Origin of the sequence: Paenibacillus mendelii (assembly GCF_024498075.1) — a bacterium.
Taxonomy (GTDB): domain Bacteria; phylum Bacillota; class Bacilli; order Paenibacillales; family Paenibacillaceae; genus Paenibacillus_Z; species Paenibacillus_Z mendelii.
Genome location: NZ_JANHOF010000006.1, coordinates 14,315 through 34,124, shown reverse-complemented (window position 1 = coordinate 34,124; position 19,810 = coordinate 14,315). Strand labels below are relative to the sequence as shown.

General features: G+C 47.4%; 17 protein-coding genes and 1 pseudogene. 5 read left to right on the top strand and 13 right to left on the bottom strand.

The genetic code is table 11. The annotated features are described in order from the left end of the window. Window positions 1-15 precede the first annotated feature (15 nt). The 3 genes from NNL21_RS19750 to NNL21_RS19740 form a co-directional block, all read right to left on the bottom strand. Window positions 16-1,767: an extracellular solute-binding protein gene (locus NNL21_RS19750; protein WP_204819688.1), complete on the bottom strand. Its 1,752-nt coding sequence runs from the start codon at window positions 1,765-1,767 to the stop codon at window positions 16-18. A gap of 84 nt (window positions 1,768-1,851) precedes the next feature. Then, window positions 1,852-2,745, bottom strand: a complete 894-nt coding sequence (locus NNL21_RS19745) for a carbohydrate ABC transporter permease (protein WP_204819687.1) — start codon at window positions 2,743-2,745, stop codon at window positions 1,852-1,854. 24 nt (window positions 2,746-2,769) lie between these two features. After that, window positions 2,770-3,666, bottom strand: coding sequence for an ABC transporter permease (locus NNL21_RS19740; protein WP_204819686.1), 897 nt, complete (start codon window positions 3,664-3,666; stop codon window positions 2,770-2,772). Between the two features lie 95 nt (window positions 3,667-3,761). On the opposite strand from NNL21_RS19740, the gene NNL21_RS36570 reads away from it, so the two are divergent. Together NNL21_RS36570 and NNL21_RS19730 are read left to right on the top strand one after the other, a co-directional pair. Further along, the gene (locus NNL21_RS36570) at window positions 3,762-5,741 is read left to right on the top strand and encodes a sensor histidine kinase (protein ID WP_204819685.1); all 1,980 of its coding nucleotides are present in this window, start codon (window positions 3,762-3,764) and stop codon (window positions 5,739-5,741) included. Beyond that, window positions 5,716-7,005 (top strand): response regulator transcription factor, encoded by a 1,290-nt coding sequence (locus NNL21_RS19730; protein ID WP_204819684.1) that lies wholly within the window; start codon window positions 5,716-5,718, stop codon window positions 7,003-7,005. Before NNL21_RS36570 ends, NNL21_RS19730 begins: the two co-directional genes overlap by 26 nt. A gap of 34 nt (window positions 7,006-7,039) precedes the next feature. Here NNL21_RS19730 and NNL21_RS19725 read toward each other — a convergent pair whose 3' ends face one another. Continuing rightward, the gene (locus tag NNL21_RS19725) at window positions 7,040-7,219 is read right to left on the bottom strand and encodes a hypothetical protein (RefSeq protein WP_204819683.1); all 180 of its coding nucleotides are present in this window, start codon (window positions 7,217-7,219) and stop codon (window positions 7,040-7,042) included. Between the two features lie 214 nt (window positions 7,220-7,433). Here NNL21_RS19725 and NNL21_RS19720 point away from each other — a divergent pair, with 214 nt between their 5' ends. Continuing rightward, on the top strand, window positions 7,434-8,471 hold the full coding sequence (locus NNL21_RS19720) for a phosphotransferase (protein ID WP_204819682.1): 1,038 nt from the start codon (window positions 7,434-7,436) through the stop codon (window positions 8,469-8,471). A 161-nt stretch (window positions 8,472-8,632) separates the two neighbouring features. Next, the gene (locus tag NNL21_RS37040) at window positions 8,633-9,049 is read left to right on the top strand and encodes a DUF8817 family protein (protein ID WP_507176565.1); all 417 of its coding nucleotides are present in this window, start codon (window positions 8,633-8,635) and stop codon (window positions 9,047-9,049) included. Here NNL21_RS37040 and NNL21_RS19715 read toward each other — a convergent pair. The 5 genes and pseudogenes from NNL21_RS19715 to NNL21_RS36565 form a co-directional block, all read right to left on the bottom strand. After that, window positions 9,043-9,240 (bottom strand): annotated as a pseudogene (locus NNL21_RS19715) (isochorismatase family protein); the annotation flags it as partial. The gene NNL21_RS37040 and the pseudogene NNL21_RS19715 sit on opposite strands and share 7 nt — an antisense overlap. Before the next feature lie 307 nt (window positions 9,241-9,547). Then, window positions 9,548-10,285, bottom strand: coding sequence for a GDSL-type esterase/lipase family protein (locus NNL21_RS19710; protein WP_204819681.1), 738 nt, complete (start codon window positions 10,283-10,285; stop codon window positions 9,548-9,550). Window positions 10,286-10,402: 117 nt separating this feature from the next. Beyond that, window positions 10,403-12,577 carry an MMPL family transporter gene (locus tag NNL21_RS19705; protein ID WP_204819680.1) on the bottom strand — a complete coding sequence of 725 codons (2,175 nt, stop codon included), beginning with the start codon at window positions 12,575-12,577 and terminating at the stop codon, window positions 10,403-10,405. A 116-nt stretch (window positions 12,578-12,693) separates the two neighbouring features. Beyond that, window positions 12,694-13,341: a response regulator gene (locus NNL21_RS19700; RefSeq protein WP_204819679.1), complete on the bottom strand. Its 648-nt coding sequence runs from the start codon at window positions 13,339-13,341 to the stop codon at window positions 12,694-12,696. Next, window positions 13,338-14,564, bottom strand: a complete 1,227-nt coding sequence (locus tag NNL21_RS36565; protein WP_204819678.1) for a sensor histidine kinase — start codon at window positions 14,562-14,564, stop codon at window positions 13,338-13,340. The genes NNL21_RS19700 and NNL21_RS36565 overlap by 4 nt, the downstream gene beginning before the upstream one ends. Window positions 14,565-15,464: 900 nt before the next feature. On the opposite strand from NNL21_RS36565, the gene NNL21_RS36810 reads away from it, so the two are divergent. Next, complete coding sequence (locus NNL21_RS36810; protein WP_204819677.1) at window positions 15,465-16,079, top strand: DDE-type integrase/transposase/recombinase; 615 nt, start codon at window positions 15,465-15,467, stop codon at window positions 16,077-16,079. 3 nt (window positions 16,080-16,082) lie between these two features. Here NNL21_RS36810 and NNL21_RS19690 read toward each other — a convergent pair whose 3' ends face one another. From NNL21_RS19690 to NNL21_RS19675, 4 genes are read right to left on the bottom strand one after another with little or no spacing between them, the layout of a single operon-like run. Then, entirely contained in the window at window positions 16,083-16,658 is a 576-nt protein-coding gene (locus tag NNL21_RS19690) for a DUF3995 domain-containing protein (RefSeq protein ID WP_204819676.1), read from the bottom strand. Between the two features lie 5 nt (window positions 16,659-16,663). Further along, window positions 16,664-17,125: a hypothetical protein gene (locus tag NNL21_RS19685; protein WP_204819675.1), complete on the bottom strand. Its 462-nt coding sequence runs from the start codon at window positions 17,123-17,125 to the stop codon at window positions 16,664-16,666. Window positions 17,126-17,154: 29 nt separating this feature from the next. Beyond that, on the bottom strand, window positions 17,155-17,820 hold the full coding sequence (locus tag NNL21_RS19680) for a response regulator (RefSeq protein WP_204819674.1): 666 nt from the start codon (window positions 17,818-17,820) through the stop codon (window positions 17,155-17,157). 47 nt (window positions 17,821-17,867) lie between these two features. Beyond that, window positions 17,868-19,196 (bottom strand): HAMP domain-containing sensor histidine kinase, encoded by a 1,329-nt coding sequence (locus NNL21_RS19675; protein WP_204819673.1) that lies wholly within the window; start codon window positions 19,194-19,196, stop codon window positions 17,868-17,870. Window positions 19,197-19,810 lie beyond the last annotated feature (614 nt).

The following is a 19,810-nucleotide window of genomic DNA, read 5'->3' as shown; positions in this document are numbered from 1 at the left end:
TGCTTACTGCTCCGATTATTTCTTCAATAGGTTAAAGATCGGTTCAAGCTCCTTCTGCTGCTCTTTGGCCTTGGACTGCCAGTAGTCGAAGATTTCGTCGATTTTGAAATCATCCAGCCCTTTAATGAATTCATCCTGCTTAGCCGCGAATTCGGCATCGTTCTCCGCAAGCACGAGCTTGAATATATTTTTGAACGTGTAGTTCTGCAGGTTCGTGCCAAGGGTCTTCAGATTCTCCGGCAGCACCCCGAGCTGATAGAGAGGGGTCTCCTCATACGCTTTCACTTTCGATGTGTACAGCTCGAACAGGCTCTTCGCCCCATAATGCTCCAGCATATCTTTATGGACATCCTTTAATTGACGATTAATCGCCTTATCCGACCATTCGAACAGATTGACCGGAACACCCGTCGCCGGGTCGACGACCGCACTGCCAAAGCCGACAAAGTGGTAGTACATCTGAGCCCCTGTACGCTTCGAGAAGGCCAGATCGCTGGCACTCTGCTGCAGGTATTCATCGGTAGGCACAGGCTTGCCCTCTTCCATCTTCCAGTTCTCGCCTTCCGGCCCGTTCCAGACCGTGCGGGCATTCTCATAGGAAGACAGCCAGTTGAGCAATTGCATCGCCTTCTCCGGGTTTTTCGCGTTTTTCGAAATGGCGAACGTCCGTCCCCCGCCCGTCAAATTGCTCACGAGCATGTACGCGTCCGTATTCATAGGCGGCAGCGCCACCATCCCCTTCTCCGGCGTACCCGCTTTCTCGTAATTGCTGTTGATATCGGTGACGAGCCAGCCTGGAACATTGTACAAATACCGGCCCGATTTCACTTTCTCTTCGTACTTATCCGATTTCTGCGTGAATGATTCCGGGTCCAGAATGCCCATCTGATTCGCTTTATTATAGAACTTCACCGTTCGCCAGAACATGCCGTTCTTGTCCTTCAAGTCATTGTTCGGTGAGACCTCGTTCGTCGCAATGTCATAGTACACGGTCCGGTCGCCCGTCAAATAGCCTTTGCCCTCCGTGAACGTGAGGGTATAGGTCATCGGCCAATCACCCCAGCCTTGACCATCCGCAAACCAGCCGCCAATGGCGTATACCTTCTGTCCATCCTTGTTCTTCGGCTCCAGCTTCTGCATCTCAGCCAGTACGTTCAGCAAATCCGTGTCGAAGTTCTCCAGCTTCGGATAACCGAGCTGCTTATACAAATCCCACCGGATAAAGTTGCCGCCAAGCGGCTGCGTACCACCGGTCGTCGCACCTCGCAGCATGCCGATCGTGTACAGCTTGCCGTCCGGGCTGATGGTCTTCTTATGCAGCTCGACCATCGCCTGGCCGCTTGGATCAGATGTAATATTGTCACCGTACTTCGCGAGCAATTCATCCAGCTCATAAATTTGGCCTGCCTTGACCATCATCGGAATCGATTTGACCGGGTCCGGAACCCAGAAGAGATCCGGCAGGTCGTTGCTCGCAATCATCGCGTTCAGCTTCTCGCCGAAATCCGCACCGACGGCGGTCATGTCCATCTTGATGCCGAGCTCCTTCTCAATCTCCTTCGCTACCGGGTTCTGCATCACACCGTTAGGCTCTGCCGCCGCTATGCTGGCCGCAATCTTCAGCGTGACCGGCTTGTTCTCCTTCTCGCTTACCACGGAGCCCGAACTGTTCACTGGATCCGGCGTACCCCCATTGCCCTGCGAGCATCCGAACAGCGTCGTCAGTGCCATAACCGCGACTAGTCCTGCCGCCATCTTTCTTTTCATGCTTGATCCCCTCACATTCCTCTTGATTATATAAAAATAACCGGATGGTTCGTTTTACTTTGTTCGTACCTTCGTTCGTTCCGCTTAGCCTTTGATCGCGCCAAGCATGATCCCTTTGACAAAATACTTCTGCATAAACGGATATAGGAGCATGATCGGGAAGACCGTTATGACGGTGATCGCGTACCGGATCGACATTGGCGTCACCTTGCCGGCGCTTGCCAGCGCCGCCCCCTGCGTCGTACCTGAAGCACTTGTCCGCATGATATCGGCCATGTTCGACTTCAAATTCGTATAGAGCAAATATTGAAGCGTGTTCAATCTGCTGTCCGTGACCAGATAGAAGTTATCGGCCCATGAATTCCACTGGCCCACCGCGGTAAAGACGGCGATGCAGGCGATGATCGGCAGCGACAGCGGGAAGATGATTTTGATGAAGATCGTCCAGACACCCGCTCCGTCGATTTGCGCGGATTCCTCCAAGGACGCCGGAAGCGATTCGATGTACGTCTTGACCAGGATGATGAAGAATGCGGATACCGCCCCCGGCAGCACATACAGCAAAAAGTTGTTTTTCAGATACAATGTCTTCATCAGCATGTACCAGGGAATCAAGCCCGGGCTGAAGAACATCGTCACGATAATCAGCCGATAGATCGTGCTCCGGAACGGCAGCTCCTTCTTCGTCACCATATAGCCGACAAACGCGCTGCAGAATACGGTAATGATTGTTCCGACGACGGTTCGCGCCGCGGAGATGAAGACACTCTGGAAGATGGTTGGAATTTGCATCATTTGCTCATAGGATGACAGCGTAAGTCCTTGCGGCCAGAAATAAATGCCTTTGGCGCTTTCCGCCGGATCGCTGAGCGAATTGATGATGATGTAATAGAACGGGTACGCGCACAGGAATGCGAATACGAGCAGCGACCCTGAGTTGAAGGACTGGAACAACAGTCCTTTCCATTGCTTGACCATGCCGGTTGACCTCCTCTCTCTGTGTCAAATGATGCTTTCTTTGCGTACCGCCTTCGACAGCCAGTTGACGGACAGCAGCAGAATGATGCTGACGACGGATTTGAATATACCGATCGCCGTCGAAAAGGCGTATTCCGCTCGCCCGATTCCAATGCTGTAAATATAGGTATCGAGCACTTCCAGCTTGTCGATATTAAGCGGATTCTGGAACACGTAATATTGCTCGAAGCCGTTGCTCAGCATGCCCGAGATGGACAGGAGCAGCAGGACGAAATAGGTCGGCATCAGGCTTGGAACGGTAATATACCAGATCTTCTGAAACCGTCCCGCTCCATCGACATCGGCTGCGTTATACAACTCGGGATCGATACCGGCAATGGCCGCCAAGTAGATGATTGCGCCCCAGCCCGTCCCTTTCCAGATGGAGACCATCAACTGGAAGAACCAGGCGTATCCGTCGCTGCCGAGAATATTGGTGGCGGTTTCGATCAAGCCCAGGCTGATCATCAGCTTATTGACGACGCCGTCCTCCAGCGAGAAGAAGCTGAAGAAGATGGCGTATACAAGGACCCATGAGATAAAGTTCGGGATCGATGTGACCGTCTGAATCCACTTGGATACGACACGATTCCGAATTTCCGACAGCATAATCGCGAAGATGATCGGAAGCGGGGAGGTCAGAATACCTAGGAAGCTCATCACAAGCGTGTTCCGCATGACGATGGAGAAATCGTTCCCGCCATCCAGAATAAGCTTGAAATACTTGAAGCCGACGAACTCCTGCTGAAGCAGCGGGACCCCCGGATTAAAGTCGACGAACGCATACGCCCATCCGAACAAAGGGACATAGTTGAATACGACAACCAAAGCGATAAACGGCAGTACGAGTAAAAACATGTTGATTCGTTGTTTCTTGTTCATCCGCGGCGCTCCTCTCTATGGATCAAATTCTAGAGCATGCGGAAGAACGCTTACAATTGTAAAGATTGCAGTTCCCTTATAAAAATTATAGGTAGGTGCCATCGGGGGCAGGAACCGGGGCCTGCACGTCTAATTTCTTCTCCATGACGGTTTATTCCCGATCAGGAGAGGAAGGTAGGACAATCGTACGATCCATCATCGACAAATATATACAAAACCGGTTCTTCAACAAGCTGCTGCTGCTGTATTCTGCTATTATCATCGTGACAGTCGGCATTCTGATCTATATCATCGTGACCAACATAACCGGCCTGCTCCGGGAACAGGCCATTACGTATAATGAGCAGGTGCTGCAGCTGGTGGGTGATCATTTTCACAACCAGAACAAGAGGCTGAAGAAAATGATGACGGACCTGTATATCAAGAACGGCTTCGATAAAACCGATACGATCTACGATGCCTTCGAGGCATTGAGTGCAGGCGGAACCGCTCCAAATTCCCCGCCGAGCACCATGAGCGATCAGCGTGAGAGAGCCGCGTATATCAACCGCTACATGTTGGATACCGCCCTTCCCAATGACCCTGATATATTGGAGATGGTCATGACGAATCGCGCGTTCGACTATGAGATCAGCACGACCCGCTATACTTCAGGCATCAAGCTGGGTAATTATTTCGAGGATATCCGGCAGTTTCTGAGAAACAAGGACAGCTCGCGAATTAACAGCCGGAAGACGTATTTTTTGCCCGCTTTTACCGCCTCGAATAACGGCAACTCCGTGAACCTGTATGGCATTTACGACTACATCCGGACCCCGGACAACCCCGCGGATTATTCCGGTTATATGATTCTGACGTACGATACCGACTCGTTCCAACGGGCTTATGAGCCATACCGCAAATATTTTATCGGAACCCTGCTCGTCATGACGCCGGAGGGCGATGTCATCTACGATTCATCCGGCCGGTATTACAAGGAGCCGTTCCCTTATTGGGATCAAGTGCAAAACCCCTCGAGCAGCGTCGTTATCGACAGCAAACGGTCCATTGTCAACGTCAACAAGGATGACCAATACGGCTTTATCACCGTCGGAATCATTCCGATCAACGAGCTCAATAAGGGCGTTACGTTCATTAATCGGATGGTGCTCCTCGCCGCATTCGGCTGTATCTTAATCATTATCGTGTTGACTGTGCTCAGCACGAATCGTTTTTCCAACAGGCTCAAAGACGTCCTCCATATGATCAAGGATATACAGAAGGGCAATCTGTCCGCCAAAACGGTAAAGGGGCCTAACGATGAAGTCGGGCTTATCGCCCAGAATCTGAATCTGATGAGCCAGCGGCTGGATGAGTACATCAAACGGGAATTCGTGCTGGAGCTGCGCCGCAAGGATTCGGAATTGAAGCAGAAGACAGCCGAATTGTATGCCCTGCAATCGCAGATCAACCCACATTTTCTATACAACACGTTGGAAGCGATCCGGATGAAGGCGCTGAGCTCCCGGGATACCGAGACCGGCCGAATGATCAAAATATTGGCCAAGCTGTTCCGGAGCAGCATTAAGGACGAGATGATCGTCACCGTCCAAGAGGAGATGAACTATTGCCAATCCTTGCTGGAGCTGTACTATATCCGGTTCCAAGGACGGCTTGACGTCGTCTTCGATGTGGATGGCGACATTCTCGAATTCGCTGTTTTCCGGCATATGCTGCAGCCGATTATCGAGAATTCGATCGCCCATGGCATCGATCTAAGCAAAGAAAACAATGTCATTACGATCCAAGGGCGCAAAGTCGGCGGCTTCATTGTCATTGCGGTATCGGATAACGGACAAGGAATAGACCCGCAACGGTTAGCTGCCATTACGGGGCAATTGAAGCAGCCTCGCACCTATGGATCCGGCCATATTGGCTTACAGAATGTGGAGTCGCGTATCAAGCTGATTTTCGGAGACAACTGTGGAATAGGCATCCGGAGCGAGAAAGGGAAAGGAACCGAGGTTATCGTGACCATTCTGGCCAAATCGAAGGAGGAGCTCAGGGACGATGTACAAGGTTCTGATCGTGGATGACGAGCCGTTAATTCTGGAAGGTATGCGTTATGTAATCGACTGGGAGGAGCATGGCGCGGAAATCGCCGGCAGCGCCAGCAACGGTGCAGAAGCGCTCCGTATACTGGAGCAAAGCACGATCCATATCGTCGTTACCGATATCAAGATGCCGGGCATGGATGGCCTGGAATTGATCGAACGGGCCAAGAGCCAAGGCATGAACGTCAAGTTCATCGTGTTGAGCGGCTATGACGAATTCGAGCTGGTGAAGAAGGCTGTCGTGTACGGAGTCGAGAATTATTTGCTCAAGCCTCTGGAAGAGGATGAGCTGTCGAGCACGCTGCTGAATACGATCGAGAAGCTCGATCATGAGATGCATCTGACGATTCAGAACAAGCAAAACTACAGCATCGTGAAAGAAAACATTCTATACCGCTGGGTTACCGGCCATATCGGGAATGACGAACTGACAAGCCGGGCCGAATTTCTGAATATCGACCTAAGCTGCGACTGTTACCAGGCCGGCCAGATCAGTGCGTCTCCCTCCGCTTCCGGCCCTGATTCGGCATTGGCCGAAGAGCCTCAGTGGGGACCGCTCTCATACGCCATCCTGAATGTTTGTGCAGAGACGATCGGGAATTACGGCAGCTGCATGCTGTTCAGCGGTTTGAACGGCGACCCGATTCTACTATTCGCATGGAATGGCGAAGATACGCTTGATCCGCAGCGGCTGGATGGACTGCTGGGTGCATGCGTGAACAACGTCAAGACGTATTTGAAGCTCGATATTAACATCTCGCTCGGCTCCATCGTACGCGATTACCGCTCGGTTCATGAGAGCTATCGGGAGGCTTGCCGGATGAAAGACTGCGGGCTGCCGCAGTCCTTCGATGCCAGCTTCGATGCCCATCCCGCTATTATCAAGGTGGTCGACTATATCGACCGCCATTACCGGGAGGAAATGTCGCTCAAGACGTTGTCCCAGCAGTTTAATTTCAATGCAGCGTATCTGGGCCAGTTATTCAAGAAGGCGACCGGTGAGATGTTCTCCGCCTATCTCAATCGCGTGCGAATCGAGAAATCCAAGCAGCTGCTCACCGAAACGCATATGAAGGCCGGTGAAATCGCGGTTGCCGTAGGCTTCAGCAACGTCCAATACTTTTCCAACGTCTTTCACAAGCTTACGAGCGTGTACCCGACCGATTATAAGAAAGGAACCGGCGCTGCAGGCGGCAGCGAGCCGGTTGATGGTTCTGGCAGTATTCGCGCTTCGATATCTCGCTGACATTAATCAGGGCTGCCAATGGCAGCCCTGATTGCTATTTATTGCGGATCGTTAATAAGTACCTTCCATTCACGACGAGCAGAATCATACACATGACAATGATCGAGAAAAGCTGAGAATCGTCCGTGATAAGCGAATAAAAGGTTGCAGCCGCAATCCCGATAATTATTGCAGCGCTTAATAGATGATACGATTTGTATAAGCCGTTCAGCATGACGTGCTTCTCGTCTGCAAGTAACCTTCACGAAAATATAACAAACACGTATAACCATTTTCTACACAAACAAGCTCGCCCGCTTCTGCCAGACTATAACCAAATAACTCAAATGAAGACCGTGCAGTCCAGAAAAAAGCTTTCTATACCCTATATTATGGATTTCCATTTGCGTATAATTTAACTAATCGAAACTAAGAGGTGGGTAACGGTCATGAAGCAGCGCTATCACATCGATGAATCGATCTTGATGAAGAAGCTCGATCAAGAATATGGCATCCATACAGCGAGCTTAAGCTTTATCCCGATCGGGGACTCAGCTTACTCCTATCAGGTGAATGGCATGTCTGGAGAACGATACTATCTGAAATTATTTGACCATGCGAATGATAGTCATCGAAGAGGCATCCAGCGATTGAAATATTACTTACCGTTAACCAGGAGTATGTATCAAGAGGGGCTTTTTCGAAATCTGACCTATCCCATTAAAACGCTGAGTGACGAATTCACAGTAACCTTAAGTGAATGCACGGCTGTGCTATTTCATTTCATAGAAGGAGAAACATTAGCAGAGGCGTATCCTTTTTCGAATATAATTCTAGAAGCCATAGGCAGATCGGTAGCGCAGCTTCAGCAGATCACCTCTCACCTGGACTGTTCGATGCTGTCTGAAGAGACCTATGATATTTCCTTCGTACCCGCTCTGATGAAATGCCTCTCTCTTCTTGAAAGCACAGTAACGTGGGATGATCCCATTCGGCAGTCGTTACAAGAACAGGTTCTCCCGAAACAGGATCAAATCCTAGCTATGCTGAATCTTGTTCATGAGCTTCGCCAAGCCGCCGCCGCTGATCCAAAGAAAATGGTTTTGTGTCACGGGGATCTGTGGGGAGGGAACCTCATATTTGCAGACAATGAACTGTATCTCATCGATTGGGAATCCGCGCAGCTTGCGCCTCCTGAGCTTGATTTGGTCGGGTATCTCGGGGAGAAATTCGAAGTCTTCTTTTCCGCTTATGAGCGGCAGCTCGGCCGGTCCGTATCGGTCAATCTCGATATAATCCGATTCTATTGCTACCGGAATCAGCTTCGAAATCTAACCAACTGGTTGATGAATATCCTCTGCAGAAATTTGGACGCCGAACAGAGAGAGAATGATCTGGAAATGATTCTGTACCACTGCATGAACCGGTGGGCGGATATCGAGCCTAATATTAGAATGGTGGAGGCTGTGCTGAGGAAAAGGAAATAGCCCATCTCATAAAATCTACAATTGAAAATTTAAGCATATGACGGGTTTTGATTGTCTCAGCTTCGTACAATAACACATTCAATTACAAACCTTAGCATTTGCACGAATGTTGTACTATAGGAGTGTAAGCTAAATTCACGTATACAATGTAAAGGAGTTGAATGTTTACGAATAAAATCAAGCCTATTTTGCCATGTCCATCCATAAAGGAGCAGGTGGCCTTTTACGAAAATCTGGGGTTTACCACCATTCAAATTTACAATCGACCCAATCCCTATGCCGTTGTAAGGTACGGTACACTCGAGATGCATTTTTATGGAAGCAAGCGAACATTGCCAAGTGAAAATCCATCTATGTGCTATTTAGAAGTGGATGATGTAAATAGGATCTACGAAGAGTTCACTTCTGGGCTGAAGAAACATACCGGAAAAATCCCCCGCTCCGGCATCCCACGAATTTCAAAGTTGAAAGACTTGGCTGATGATAGACGATTTATGATAACAGATGTTGGCGGAAATACGCTTTTTGTTGGGACGCCGAATACGGAGCTGTCCGATCCTGCCTTTTTTAAATCGTGAACTTGAAACCCTTTTCCTTTATCTTCAGCAACATCCAAATCCCTTACAAAGACAATTGGAACATCGGATGCTTTTTCAATCACTAAATTGATATTCCTAATAAGTTGCTCTTTATTAAAAACCGCTCTTTCTTCTCGATTCCCATCAATTAATTTCTGTTGGGCATCAATAATTAACAATGCTTGATTCAAATGATTTTCCCCTTTCAAATGTGGGGAATCGCTATATAATTATTTTATTTAGACGTATTCCCCTTAGTATTTTTCACGCCAATATATTTTTTGTTAGCCATAATATCTACCTCCTAAACAAATTATTGCCTGAAAAACCGGCTAAAATGGATGGCTCACCATTACAATCGAAACAATGAGTGGTACGATATTGCCGATTTCTACAAGCAAATCGGTACCGGTAATGTATGAGCTCTCGCTACTGCACAAAAAGTGAACAGCGGCGGCAATTTCATTTAGCTTCTTGTCTTCAGCATATGTCCTATGTTTAGCCTATAGTGATGGCATCATATACTGCATTTGCAATTGCTTTTGCTCCGTCTGCATTTGGATGGATTCCATCTTTTATAAACCATTGTCGATGGTTCTTCGTTACTTCATTAATATCTATTACTTTTAAATCAAGCTCATCAGCCAATTCCTTGCCAGCTTCAACGACTTCATCTACCTTATCCTTCTGTATGTTGAATTTCATAGGGCCTTCAGTTTTGCCATTTACATAATAGGGAGTAGCGGGTGTACAGAGATAGACAACGGGTTTTGATTCTAACTGAATATAGGATAGCAGAAGTTTCCGATATTGTTCTTTAAACTCCTCTTTACTTTTCCAATTTTGTACTTTTGAATCGTTAGTTCCAAACATAATGACAACAATATTCGGTAAGTAGTTTAAACTCTTCTGATAAATTTTCTCATCAACATATGGATTATCACCTGTGGTCAACGCAGTTCTGCCGCTATAACCGAAATTTTTCACATTATATCCGGTACCAAGCAGGTTCTGTAATGTGATGGGATAATTTTTCTTATACCAGTTAACGACCCCAAATCCATAAGTTATGTTATCCCCAACAGCAGCAACTCGGATGTCATTTCCTTTGACTTTATTATCATACCTGATTGTTGAGGCACCCATAAAAGTAGCCAGAAAGCCTAATGAACTTATTACCATTACCAAAAGGATTATCACAAATAAGAATCTTGTCTTCGTTTTTTGTTTTACCACTACTATCTCCCTACTTTAAACGACTTTGTAATTTCACATCAAACTATTAAAACAAGGCTGCCATGTTGATACCTCGGCAGCCCTATATTTTTTACCCTGATTGTTAGACCGCAGAGACTAACTTGCCTTCTGATCGCCTTTTTTGGAAACCATGCTTTCACCCTCAATATCTACCTTCGGCAGCACGCGGTCCAGCCATTTTGGAATGTACCACGCCGATTTTCCCATTAGAGCCATTACGGCAGGTACGAACGTCATTCTAACGATAAACGCATCAATGAATACCGCAGCCGTAAGGGCTAGACCCAAGGATTGAATGACTGGTTCATCCATAAAGATAAAGCCGCAAAATACAGAAATCATGATAAGTGCCGCAAGCGTTACGACTAGACCATTATGTTCCATACCGGAAATAACCGATTTCTTAGCATCACCGCTGTGACTGTAGTCCTCTCGCATACGAGATACTAAGAAAACTTGGTAATCCATGGCTAATCCGAATACGATCCCTACGACTAGTATAGGAAGGAAATTCAAAAGCGGTCCTACGTTCGTTATCCCAAATAATTCGCTTAGATACCCGTCTTGGAAAACAAGCACAACAGCACCGAGAGAAGAGAATATCGTAAACAGAAAACCAATTATCGCCTTTATGGGAACCAGTATGGAGCGGAACACAAGAGCAAGGATAATCAAGCCTAACCCTACAATAGTTGCGATGAAAATTGGCAAAGCGTTATTTAAACTATCCGTTATATCCATATTCATAACGGCAACACCTGTAAGCATAATGTCTGTTTGGTACTTTTCCTCAATTTCCGAATTGTGTTTTCTTACCGATTTAACGAGCTTTAGAGTTTGATCTGCTAATGGCCCGTCACTTGGCATTAATGTTTGGATCGATACTTTCTCCGATGGATTGAAGAATGGCTGTGATACACTTACAACGCCGTCCAGTTTGCTGATTTCTTCCCCAACGACGGAAGCAACCTGCTTTGTTATTTCGCTGTCGGAAGAATTCACTACGACTGTAATGGGGCCGTTAAAACCTGACCCAAATCCTTCAGCCAAGAGATCATAAGCTCTTCTTTCGGTCGTTTCGATGGATCTTGTCCCATTATCGGGAAGTCCTGTTTTCATGTGCAGCACAGGGTAACACATAGCTGCTATCAATATAAGAGATACCAATATTACGGGTACTGGAAAGCGCGAAACAAAACGTGCCCAAAAGCCAAATACATTCGAAGTTCGCTGCTTTGCTGCCGCTTTTCTTCTTTTCGGAATGATACGCTTACCCATCAAGGAAAGAAGTGCAGGTAAAAGTGTAATGGAAACAGCCATCGCCATAAGGACCGTTAATGCAGCGGCGATACCCATCTCGGTAAGAAACGGAATGTTAACCACAGCCAAGCCTACAAGTGCAATAATGACGGTCAGACCGGCAAATATAACGGCACTTCCTGCAGTAGCAGTAGCAATAGCTATCGCTTCAGTTGTGTCTGATCGTTTGCTCGCTTCCTGCCGAACCCTGGAAATAATGAGCAGTGCATAGTCAATCCCTACAGCAAGACCTAACATCGTCGATAATGCAGTTGAGGAACTACCGATGGAAATGAAACCTGATCCGAAATTTATGAGCATAATTCCTGCAACGACACCAACACCGGCTATTAGTATCGGGATTCCTGCCATAAGCATGGACATAAATGTGATGGCAAGGATCATAAAGGCAACCAACATACCAATTAATTCAACACTAGCACCGCCATGACCGGCGGCAACTTGGACGGTTCCACTTAACTCCGTCTGAATACCTGCATCTTTGGTGATATCAATATTAATCAAGACTTGATCTTTTGATTCTTGAGGAACATCTTCTGCGGCAACACCATAAGTCAAGTTGGCGTAACCGATCCGTTTATCCTGACTTACGGTTCCCAGCGTATAGGGGTCCATGGCTGCAATGATTTCTTGATCTTTTTTGGAGGCATCGATAAACGACATGACAGCCTCTTTTATTTTTTCATCTTCAAGCGTTTTTCCTTCGGGTGCTTTGAAAACGACTTGAACGGTTCCACCCTCTGGTTCATTATTTCCGGATGAAAACTCTTTCGACAACAGATCATTGGCTTTTTGCGATTCCGTTCCCGGTATTGACATTGTTGCCGATTTCTCGCCATTAAAAGACACGCCTAACGTGACGATTATACCCAAGATAAGTACCCAGGATAATATGGTCTTCCCGCGATTATTGACGCACCATCTCCCAAGTTTGTAAAGCTTTTCTGCCATCTAACACTCACTCCTCTTTCATTCATACATCCATCATAAGTTGAGGAGAAAAATAAAAAATCGTACAAAAGGGCATCCCCCTACTGTACGATCGGGCAAATCCATGAAATTTTCGATTATAAATGCAGGATCCCACGCTCTACCGCCACGGCGACGGCCTGCGATCTCGAATCAACTCCCAATTTATTGTAAATATTGGTTAAATGAGCCTTTACTGTCCGTTCGGATATTCCCATATCGAATCCGATCTCTTTGCTTCGAGACCCACGGGCAATCGCTTGAAGCACGATCAATTCTTTGTCTGTAAGAGATGTCTTCGCCGAGGATGACTCTTTCGCCTGTATTGACGTCTTGTTACCGAATACTTTCTCGCTGACTTCCGGAAGAAGCAACGTCTCCCCCCTCATCGCTGCATCAATCGAGCGAAATATCATCTCCCTTCCCGTATCCTTGAGCAAATACCCTTTGGCACCTAACGCCAGTCCTCGGTTCATCATTTCATCCTCGTTATAGGTAGTCAAAATAATGACAGGGATATCGAGTCCTTTAGCTTTGAACGCTGTCATGGTATCTAAGCCGCCCATCTCAGGCATGTTCAAATCCAATAGAATAATGTCCGGCTTGTATGCCTCCACCAGTCGGAGCGCTTCCACACCGTTGGATGCTTCTGCGACTACCTCGTACCTTTGATTGGTTTCCAGGATCAGCTTAAGTCCCTCACGAACGACTAGGTGGTCATCCACGATAAGAATCTTAATTGTCATAAGATGGTGTCCTCCTGTTGTAATGGAATGCGAACAGAAACTTTTGTTCCTTGCTTTCCGCTTTCGATTTTGATATCCCCTCCAATAATTCTGGCTCGTTCATATAGGCCAATTAAACCATAGCTACCGGATTGTTTCCCGATCAGGTTGGTATCGAACCCTATTCCGTCATCCGTAATTCTTAGCTCGATTACGTTTTCTCGTGCTGCAACCACGACTTCTACGTTCGTCGCGTTGGCATATTTAGCTGTATTGGCCAAGCATTCTCGGATGATGTGTAGGCTATGTTCGAAGATCAACTTCGGCACCGAATGGGGTATCGATAACTGTGTGGAAATATGAACCCCTGTCGCATGTGAGAAATGTTCAGCCTCATCCTGCACCGCTTTAGAAATTTCTATGACCTTTGCGGAATACGAACGCAAGTCGTCAATAGCGCTTCTCGCCTCTGAAAGCGTGCGCTTTGCTTGAGCTTTCGACAGCTGAACAATCTCGTGAGCGCGATGCATATTATCGTTCTCTAAATGCGCATCCACGGCATCAAGCTGCATGATGAGACCTGCCAGCCCTTGTGCCAAGGTATCATGTAAATCACGAGCCATCCTTTGACGTTCGTTGGCAATTGTTAGATCCTCCACTTTCCTGTGTGCTCGTTCCAATTCACGTAAAAACAACTGGGTCCGCAATTTAACACGTACCTGTTTATAGAACAAAGTAGCATAGCCGATTACGAAAACCATCACGAAGATGAGCGATGGCAATGTTGCTGGCAAATCCTCGGTCGTCCCGAGCCAAACCAGTGAAAAAGAAAACAAAGTACAATAAAGGGTACAAACCAAAAGCACCTTGAGCCGTTGGGAATACACACCAATACTTTGTCCGACCAAGACCGTCAATAAACTTACAAAGATGACAGAATAAGCCTCAGGCATGAGTAACGCACAACCCCAAACAATGAATCCTTGTGTCACAAAATAGATCCAAGGCCTTTTATCGGCAACGGATCCGGCATACCAGTGCAACAAAATGTGGATCAGAATGAGACCTGTAAAAATAATAAATTCGAGCAATATGGGAAACATGGGTATCTGGAAGGACAATACAGATAAATAAATTAAAATGACCCAGATTAAAACGGGTAGACGAGAGTCGCGCAGAACATTTGGGGTATCAGATCGGAAGCCTTCATAAGGTTTGTTTTTCGAATAATTCTGATCTCTCACGCAGGGTCACCTCTATCATGTACCTATTATAAAACAATGCAAGTTCATATCCCTGTTAAGGGACATGAACTTGCATCCATAAACATGCATTCATATTTTAACTCTTATTCGCCAAGAAGCCAATTTATATCGACACCAAATTGCTAGACCTTTAGAAAACTCGATTTTGTTCATATTACTGGCTTGTCTTAGTTTTTTTATTTTCTGACCCATTGTTTCTGCCATTAGAAAATCATCACCTTTTAAAAAGAGGACAACCATGTAAATACTTGGTTGTCCTCTTCTCGGTTGTATATAAAACAAAACTTTATTGTAATGAATCACTATTGTCAGGTGATAAAAAATTCTGGAACCATTTGGGTTGATTTCACTGGGTTTGCTGCGGCACGTGATAAACACTTAAAATAGAAAGTGTGGAACCGCTAGGAATTTCCATAAAAAGAAAGTTGGAAACCTGTGTCGAGAGCTTCGGCGCAAGGAAGCGGCACTTGCTGAAACTGCTGCTCTGCTAGTGCTCAGAAAAAAGGCCAATGCAATTTTGGGGGACAACGAGGACGACTGATCAGTGCCTCAGATCGCGATACAGCTATTATACTGATTAAAGAAGCAGTTAGTGGAGCAAGAAAACCACTTGCTTGTAAGGAGCTAGGCATTAGCCAGAGAAGCCTGCAACGCTGGAGAAGTGACCTCACTCACACCAAATGAGGATCAGCGGTCGCTAGTGGAACGACCAACGCCCAAAAACAAGCTGAGCAATGAAGAAAGAGAAACGATCGTCCAGACGGTCAATCAAGCAGCGTTCAAGAGTCCTCCACCCAGTCAAATCGTTCCTCGACTTGCTGACGAAGGTGTTTATATCGCATCAGAGTCTATGTTCTACCGAGTCTTAAAGATGCAGATATGCAGCACCATCGCGGAAGGGGTCCCAATCAAGTTTGGATGTGGGATATCAGCTGGCTTCCCGGACCGGCTAAAGGCATCTATTACTATCTCTATCTCATCTTCGATTTATATAGTCGGAAGATTATCGCATGGGATGTATGGCTTGAAGAATCTGCTGAGAATGCTAGTTTACTAGTTAGACGAGGTATGCTTTCCGAACAGCGAAGGCCTTCGCCACAGCCGCTTGTGCTGCACTCAGACAATGGCAGTCCTACGAAGGAGTTATCGCTACTAGAAACCCTATATCAACTCGGCTTCACGCCTTCAAGAAGCCGTCTAAAAGTAAGTAATGACAACCCTTATGCGGAATCCATCTTTAGAACCTGCAAATATCGTCCTAGCTATCCAGCCAAGGGATTCTCGGATCTAACAGATGCAAACTTCAACTATTGGAGACGCATTCCAATGACAACTTGCCCTGTCATCCTTTGGACATTTTGCATTGGTAGTAACACCGATGTACCTCATCCGCTCCTTATACTAAAGTTTGCAGAATATGCGATAACTTCCCCCGAAACGATTTTGTCAGACCTTTACTGTCCACCTTCCCATCCTTCAGGAACACAGAGATGATGCTTATGCAAATCGCACACCCATAATCCCAGTGACCAAACCGATAATAATGCCGAAAATGCATGCCGCCAGCCAGATTTTTCTGCTGCGGGCTTTTTTCAAGAAACAGTACCCTACTATGCCAAATAAAATCCCCTCGATTAAAAACCAAGGTTCAAAGAGCACTAGATCCCACAACACATAGGCATCTTCATGGATGTCAAATGATCCCGACTCCAACCCGACTACCCCTCTGATTTGAAGTATTCTATAAACAATTCCATAAATGCCGTGCGAAGCGGCTAACGAACATCCTGCCCAGGATATAAATAGCAACATATAACTAGAAACTCTGCCCTTACTCCAATAAATAAATGCAAGACCAATAAGTCCGGCAACGGTTAGAAATACGGATGCAATCCAATTAATCAAATCAAAATGGATAGATTGTATTGTATTGGGTTTTAGTATGCTCCCCCCCATCTTGCCGCCTAAAGCCCAATAAAGGTGTGGAAACATATAAACGAAGGACCAAATAAAAACTGCGTAACCTGACCAAACCAGCGATTTTGCTTGCGAATGTTGAGTTTGCGAATGCATATCTATCACGCCTCCCTTGTCATGCCGTCTATCAATCTGCGCCGTGCACGCCACGCGGTTAGACCAAACAAGACCGCTCCAATCAGAGACCATGGACCTGGCCCTAATATGTGAAGGAAAATCGTGAAGTCTTTGCGTTGCACCGCGAGAATCAGATGCCAGACATCGTGTAAGCTCATAATTGCAAACGCGGTCCATGTGAGCGCAAGCGCTACCCGGAACCATCTTCTTCCGCCCCAGAAGCGGACAAGCGCCATTGCAGCCGCTGCGAATATGAAACAGATGAGGCTGGGAAGCATACCCCATGCGAAAAACAGTCCTATCTTCTGTTCCGCAGCAGGAGCATTTATGAAGCCGATGAGGTTGGCGATAAAATGGAGAACGCCAAGCCCGAACGCCGAGGCGCATGCGCTGTATCCCGTCCATTTCTCACCCATTGTTTGCATCCTTTCATTTCGTTCGTTCATAATCGCATCACTCCTCTTTTCCCTGCATCCTATACATCTCCGCGCTTTCGCTGAACGACGCCTTGTTCCCAAGCAAAGACAGCCGCCTGGGTCCGATCCGCCAGTTGCAATTTGCCAAGGATATTGCTGACATGCCCCTTCACTGTTTGCTCGCTGATGCCCAACGCTTGCGCGATAGCCGCATTGGCGTTTCCCTGGGCGATAAGGCGCAATACTTCCAGCTCACGATCGGTAAGATCATTAAAAACGTTCGGAATATCCTTTCGTTCCTCACGAAGTTCCTGCACTACCCGCGCGGCCACGCGCGGATGGAGAAATGCTTCGCCGCCACGCGCTTTTCGGATAATATCAGCAAGATCACCCGCCTGGACATTTTTTAACACGTAAGAAAGAGCTCCCGCCCGCAAAGCGGGAAAAATATAGTCGTCCTCCTGAAAAGAGGTCAACACGACAATCTGGGAATGGGGGCTGCTTTTCTTCACCCTGCGGATCGCTTCAATCCCGCCAATTCCTGGCATCGACAAATCCATCAGGACGACATCGGGCACCAGATCGGCTACAAGATGTTCCGCTTCCTCTCCGGAAGCCGCTTCCCCCACGATGCGCAAATCGGATTGCGTTTCGAGAAATGAACGAACTCCGTGGCGCACCAGGCTATGATCATCAACCAGCAAAATGTGAATGTCATCCTTCATCGGTATTCACGCTCCCTTCACTTATAGGACCCTGCACTTATGCACTATCATGCTTCATTGTCCTGCTGCCTCTGGCCCGGCACTGTTGCCGTCACGACAAAGCCTTGCTCCGGCTTGCTCTGGTAGCGAACCTCTCCTGCGAATGGAAGAAGCCGCTCAGACATGGAAAGGAGACCGATCCCTTTTCCTATTTTGCTTGAGACACGACACCCTCGGCCATTATCGGCAATCTCCAGTGTCGTCCTATCCGGTTCGAATATGAGTTGAATACGAACGGTACGCGCCTCGCTGTGGCGGGCAACATTCGACAACGCTTCTTGCGTTAGACGGTATAAGGCTTCTTCCAGCTGCAACGGGATTGGATTCATCCCTTGGACTTGAAAAACAGCATCGATCCCTGTTCTCTCTGCCCATTGCTCGATTTGCTCACGCAGCGCTTGAGGAAACCTTTTGCCTTCCAGCATGGCGGGACGCAGCTCATGGATCAGATTCGTGAGATCATCCTGTACCTGCCCCAGTAAATCCTCTGCTTGTTCCAGACGGGGGAGCGCACCTTCTTTTCCCTGCAGCAGAAGTGCTTTCGCTCCGCTGATTTGCATGAAAAGCGCGAACAACTGCTGCTTGATGCTGTCATGCAAATCGCGCGCCATTCTACCCCTCTCATCCAAAGCGGCTTGCTCCTGGCGCACCTGAACAAGGTGCTGAAGCTGTTCGGCCATATGATTCAAGCGGCGTGTCAGCCGTCCGATTTCGTCTCCGCCGGGATCTTGCACCAAGACGGAGAAATCGCCGTGGCTCCAATGGTCGGCGGCATCCGCCAAAGTGCCGAACCGCCGGATGAGTGGCCGGGAGGTGACTGCGCCAAACACGGCGCCTGCCGCTCCGACACACAGAACAATGACAACTGAGGCTGGAAGCAAGAAGGTCCCGCCGATTCCAAGCCATAATGAGGTGTGAATCTTGAGGTTTTTCGCTTGCAAAACGAGAAGTCCGTCTGCCTGCTTATCCGTTGCCTCGAGTGGTACGAGTGCGACGACCCCTGTTGATGCGCTCTCATGCGTTATCAGCCCGACATCGCCCTGGCTGTCGAGATAAGTTTGCAAAAGATTCGCTGCCTGATTTGAGAGCTGAGCCGACAGCAACGTTCCTTGTGAAGGAGGGCGGATGCCGGCCCCTGTCGAGGCGATAACCCGCCCTTGCCGGTCAACGACAGCAAGTATGCCGGTGTAAGAAAAGACTTTGTCAACGACTCGCTGCTGTTGCTGGAGCCAAAGAGTCAAGCCTGCACGATAGGGTCCGCGATCGCCTGCCAGCAAAGAACCAGCCACATTCGTATTGCTTTTCAAGGCACTCGTCAGCAAAAATGAGCGCGACATATGCATTCCCCACCCGAGCGCCAAGAGGAGCATAAGCTCTACAAGGAGCCAGGCCAAAATGCTAATCAGCATATAGGATCGCGTCAGTCGCCAATGCAGCGATCGAAATGACTTGAAAAAACGTTTCCGCGCACTTCTCTCTTCTCTAGCTGACATTTATTTTAAAGCCCAGGAGCACGCCGCGTAACCGCTCCCCATCCACCACGGATTAACGGTGCTTTTTGCTAAAGCCCAGAATGTTGTTTGGTCCACCATGATTTCTCCTTTCGTAAATGCAATCATTCATGCCATTATGAATTCCGTTATGGCATGGTACGAAGTTATCACTTCTACAAAAAATATATACTATAACCAACGATATGGGATGCCTCTATAGGAGTGTTTCAGACGATACTTCGGATGCATAACGGACTGCCACTTAGCCGCGGCAGTCCGTTCTTGTTCATATTACAACCATCGATCAAGGCTGGTATTCGGTCGATTTAACGCCGTTGTCAGTCTAATGCTTTATTTTTTAGGAACAATATTAGATTTTGTGATGTACTGAATTCCTTTAAAAGTTATGTACGGTGAGGTTATCTTTAATGATATTGATGCTGAGTTAACGAATTTCT

Coding starts and splice junctions, on each gene's coding strand:
- NNL21_RS19730 (WP_204819684.1), top strand. CDS start 5,716: ATGTACAAGGTTCTGATCGTGGATGACGAGCCGTTAATTCTGGAAGGT.
- NNL21_RS19720 (WP_204819682.1), top strand. CDS start 7,434: ATGAAGCAGCGCTATCACATCGATGAATCGATCTTGATGAAGAAGCTC.
- NNL21_RS19750 (WP_204819688.1), bottom strand. CDS start 1,767: ATGAAAAGAAAGATGGCGGCAGGACTAGTCGCGGTTATGGCACTGACG.
- NNL21_RS19700 (WP_204819679.1), bottom strand. CDS start 13,341: ATGACAATTAAGATTCTTATCGTGGATGACCACCTAGTCGTTCGTGAG.
- NNL21_RS19675 (WP_204819673.1), bottom strand. CDS start 19,196: ATGTCGCGCTCATTTTTGCTGACGAGTGCCTTGAAAAGCAATACGAAT.
- NNL21_RS19740 (WP_204819686.1), bottom strand. CDS start 3,666: ATGAACAAGAAACAACGAATCAACATGTTTTTACTCGTACTGCCGTTT.
- NNL21_RS37040 (WP_507176565.1), top strand. CDS start 8,633: ATGTTTACGAATAAAATCAAGCCTATTTTGCCATGTCCATCCATAAAG.
- NNL21_RS36810 (WP_204819677.1), top strand. CDS start 15,465: ATGCAGCACCATCGCGGAAGGGGTCCCAATCAAGTTTGGATGTGGGAT.
- NNL21_RS19725 (WP_204819683.1), bottom strand. CDS start 7,219: ATGCTGAACGGCTTATACAAATCGTATCATCTATTAAGCGCTGCAATA.
- NNL21_RS19685 (WP_204819675.1), bottom strand. CDS start 17,125: ATGAACGAACGAAATGAAAGGATGCAAACAATGGGTGAGAAATGGACG.
- NNL21_RS19745 (WP_204819687.1), bottom strand. CDS start 2,745: ATGGTCAAGCAATGGAAAGGACTGTTGTTCCAGTCCTTCAACTCAGGG.
- NNL21_RS19690 (WP_204819676.1), bottom strand. CDS start 16,658: ATGCATTCGCAAACTCAACATTCGCAAGCAAAATCGCTGGTTTGGTCA.
- NNL21_RS19705 (WP_204819680.1), bottom strand. CDS start 12,577: ATGGCAGAAAAGCTTTACAAACTTGGGAGATGGTGCGTCAATAATCGC.
- NNL21_RS19680 (WP_204819674.1), bottom strand. CDS start 17,820: ATGAAGGATGACATTCACATTTTGCTGGTTGATGATCATAGCCTGGTG.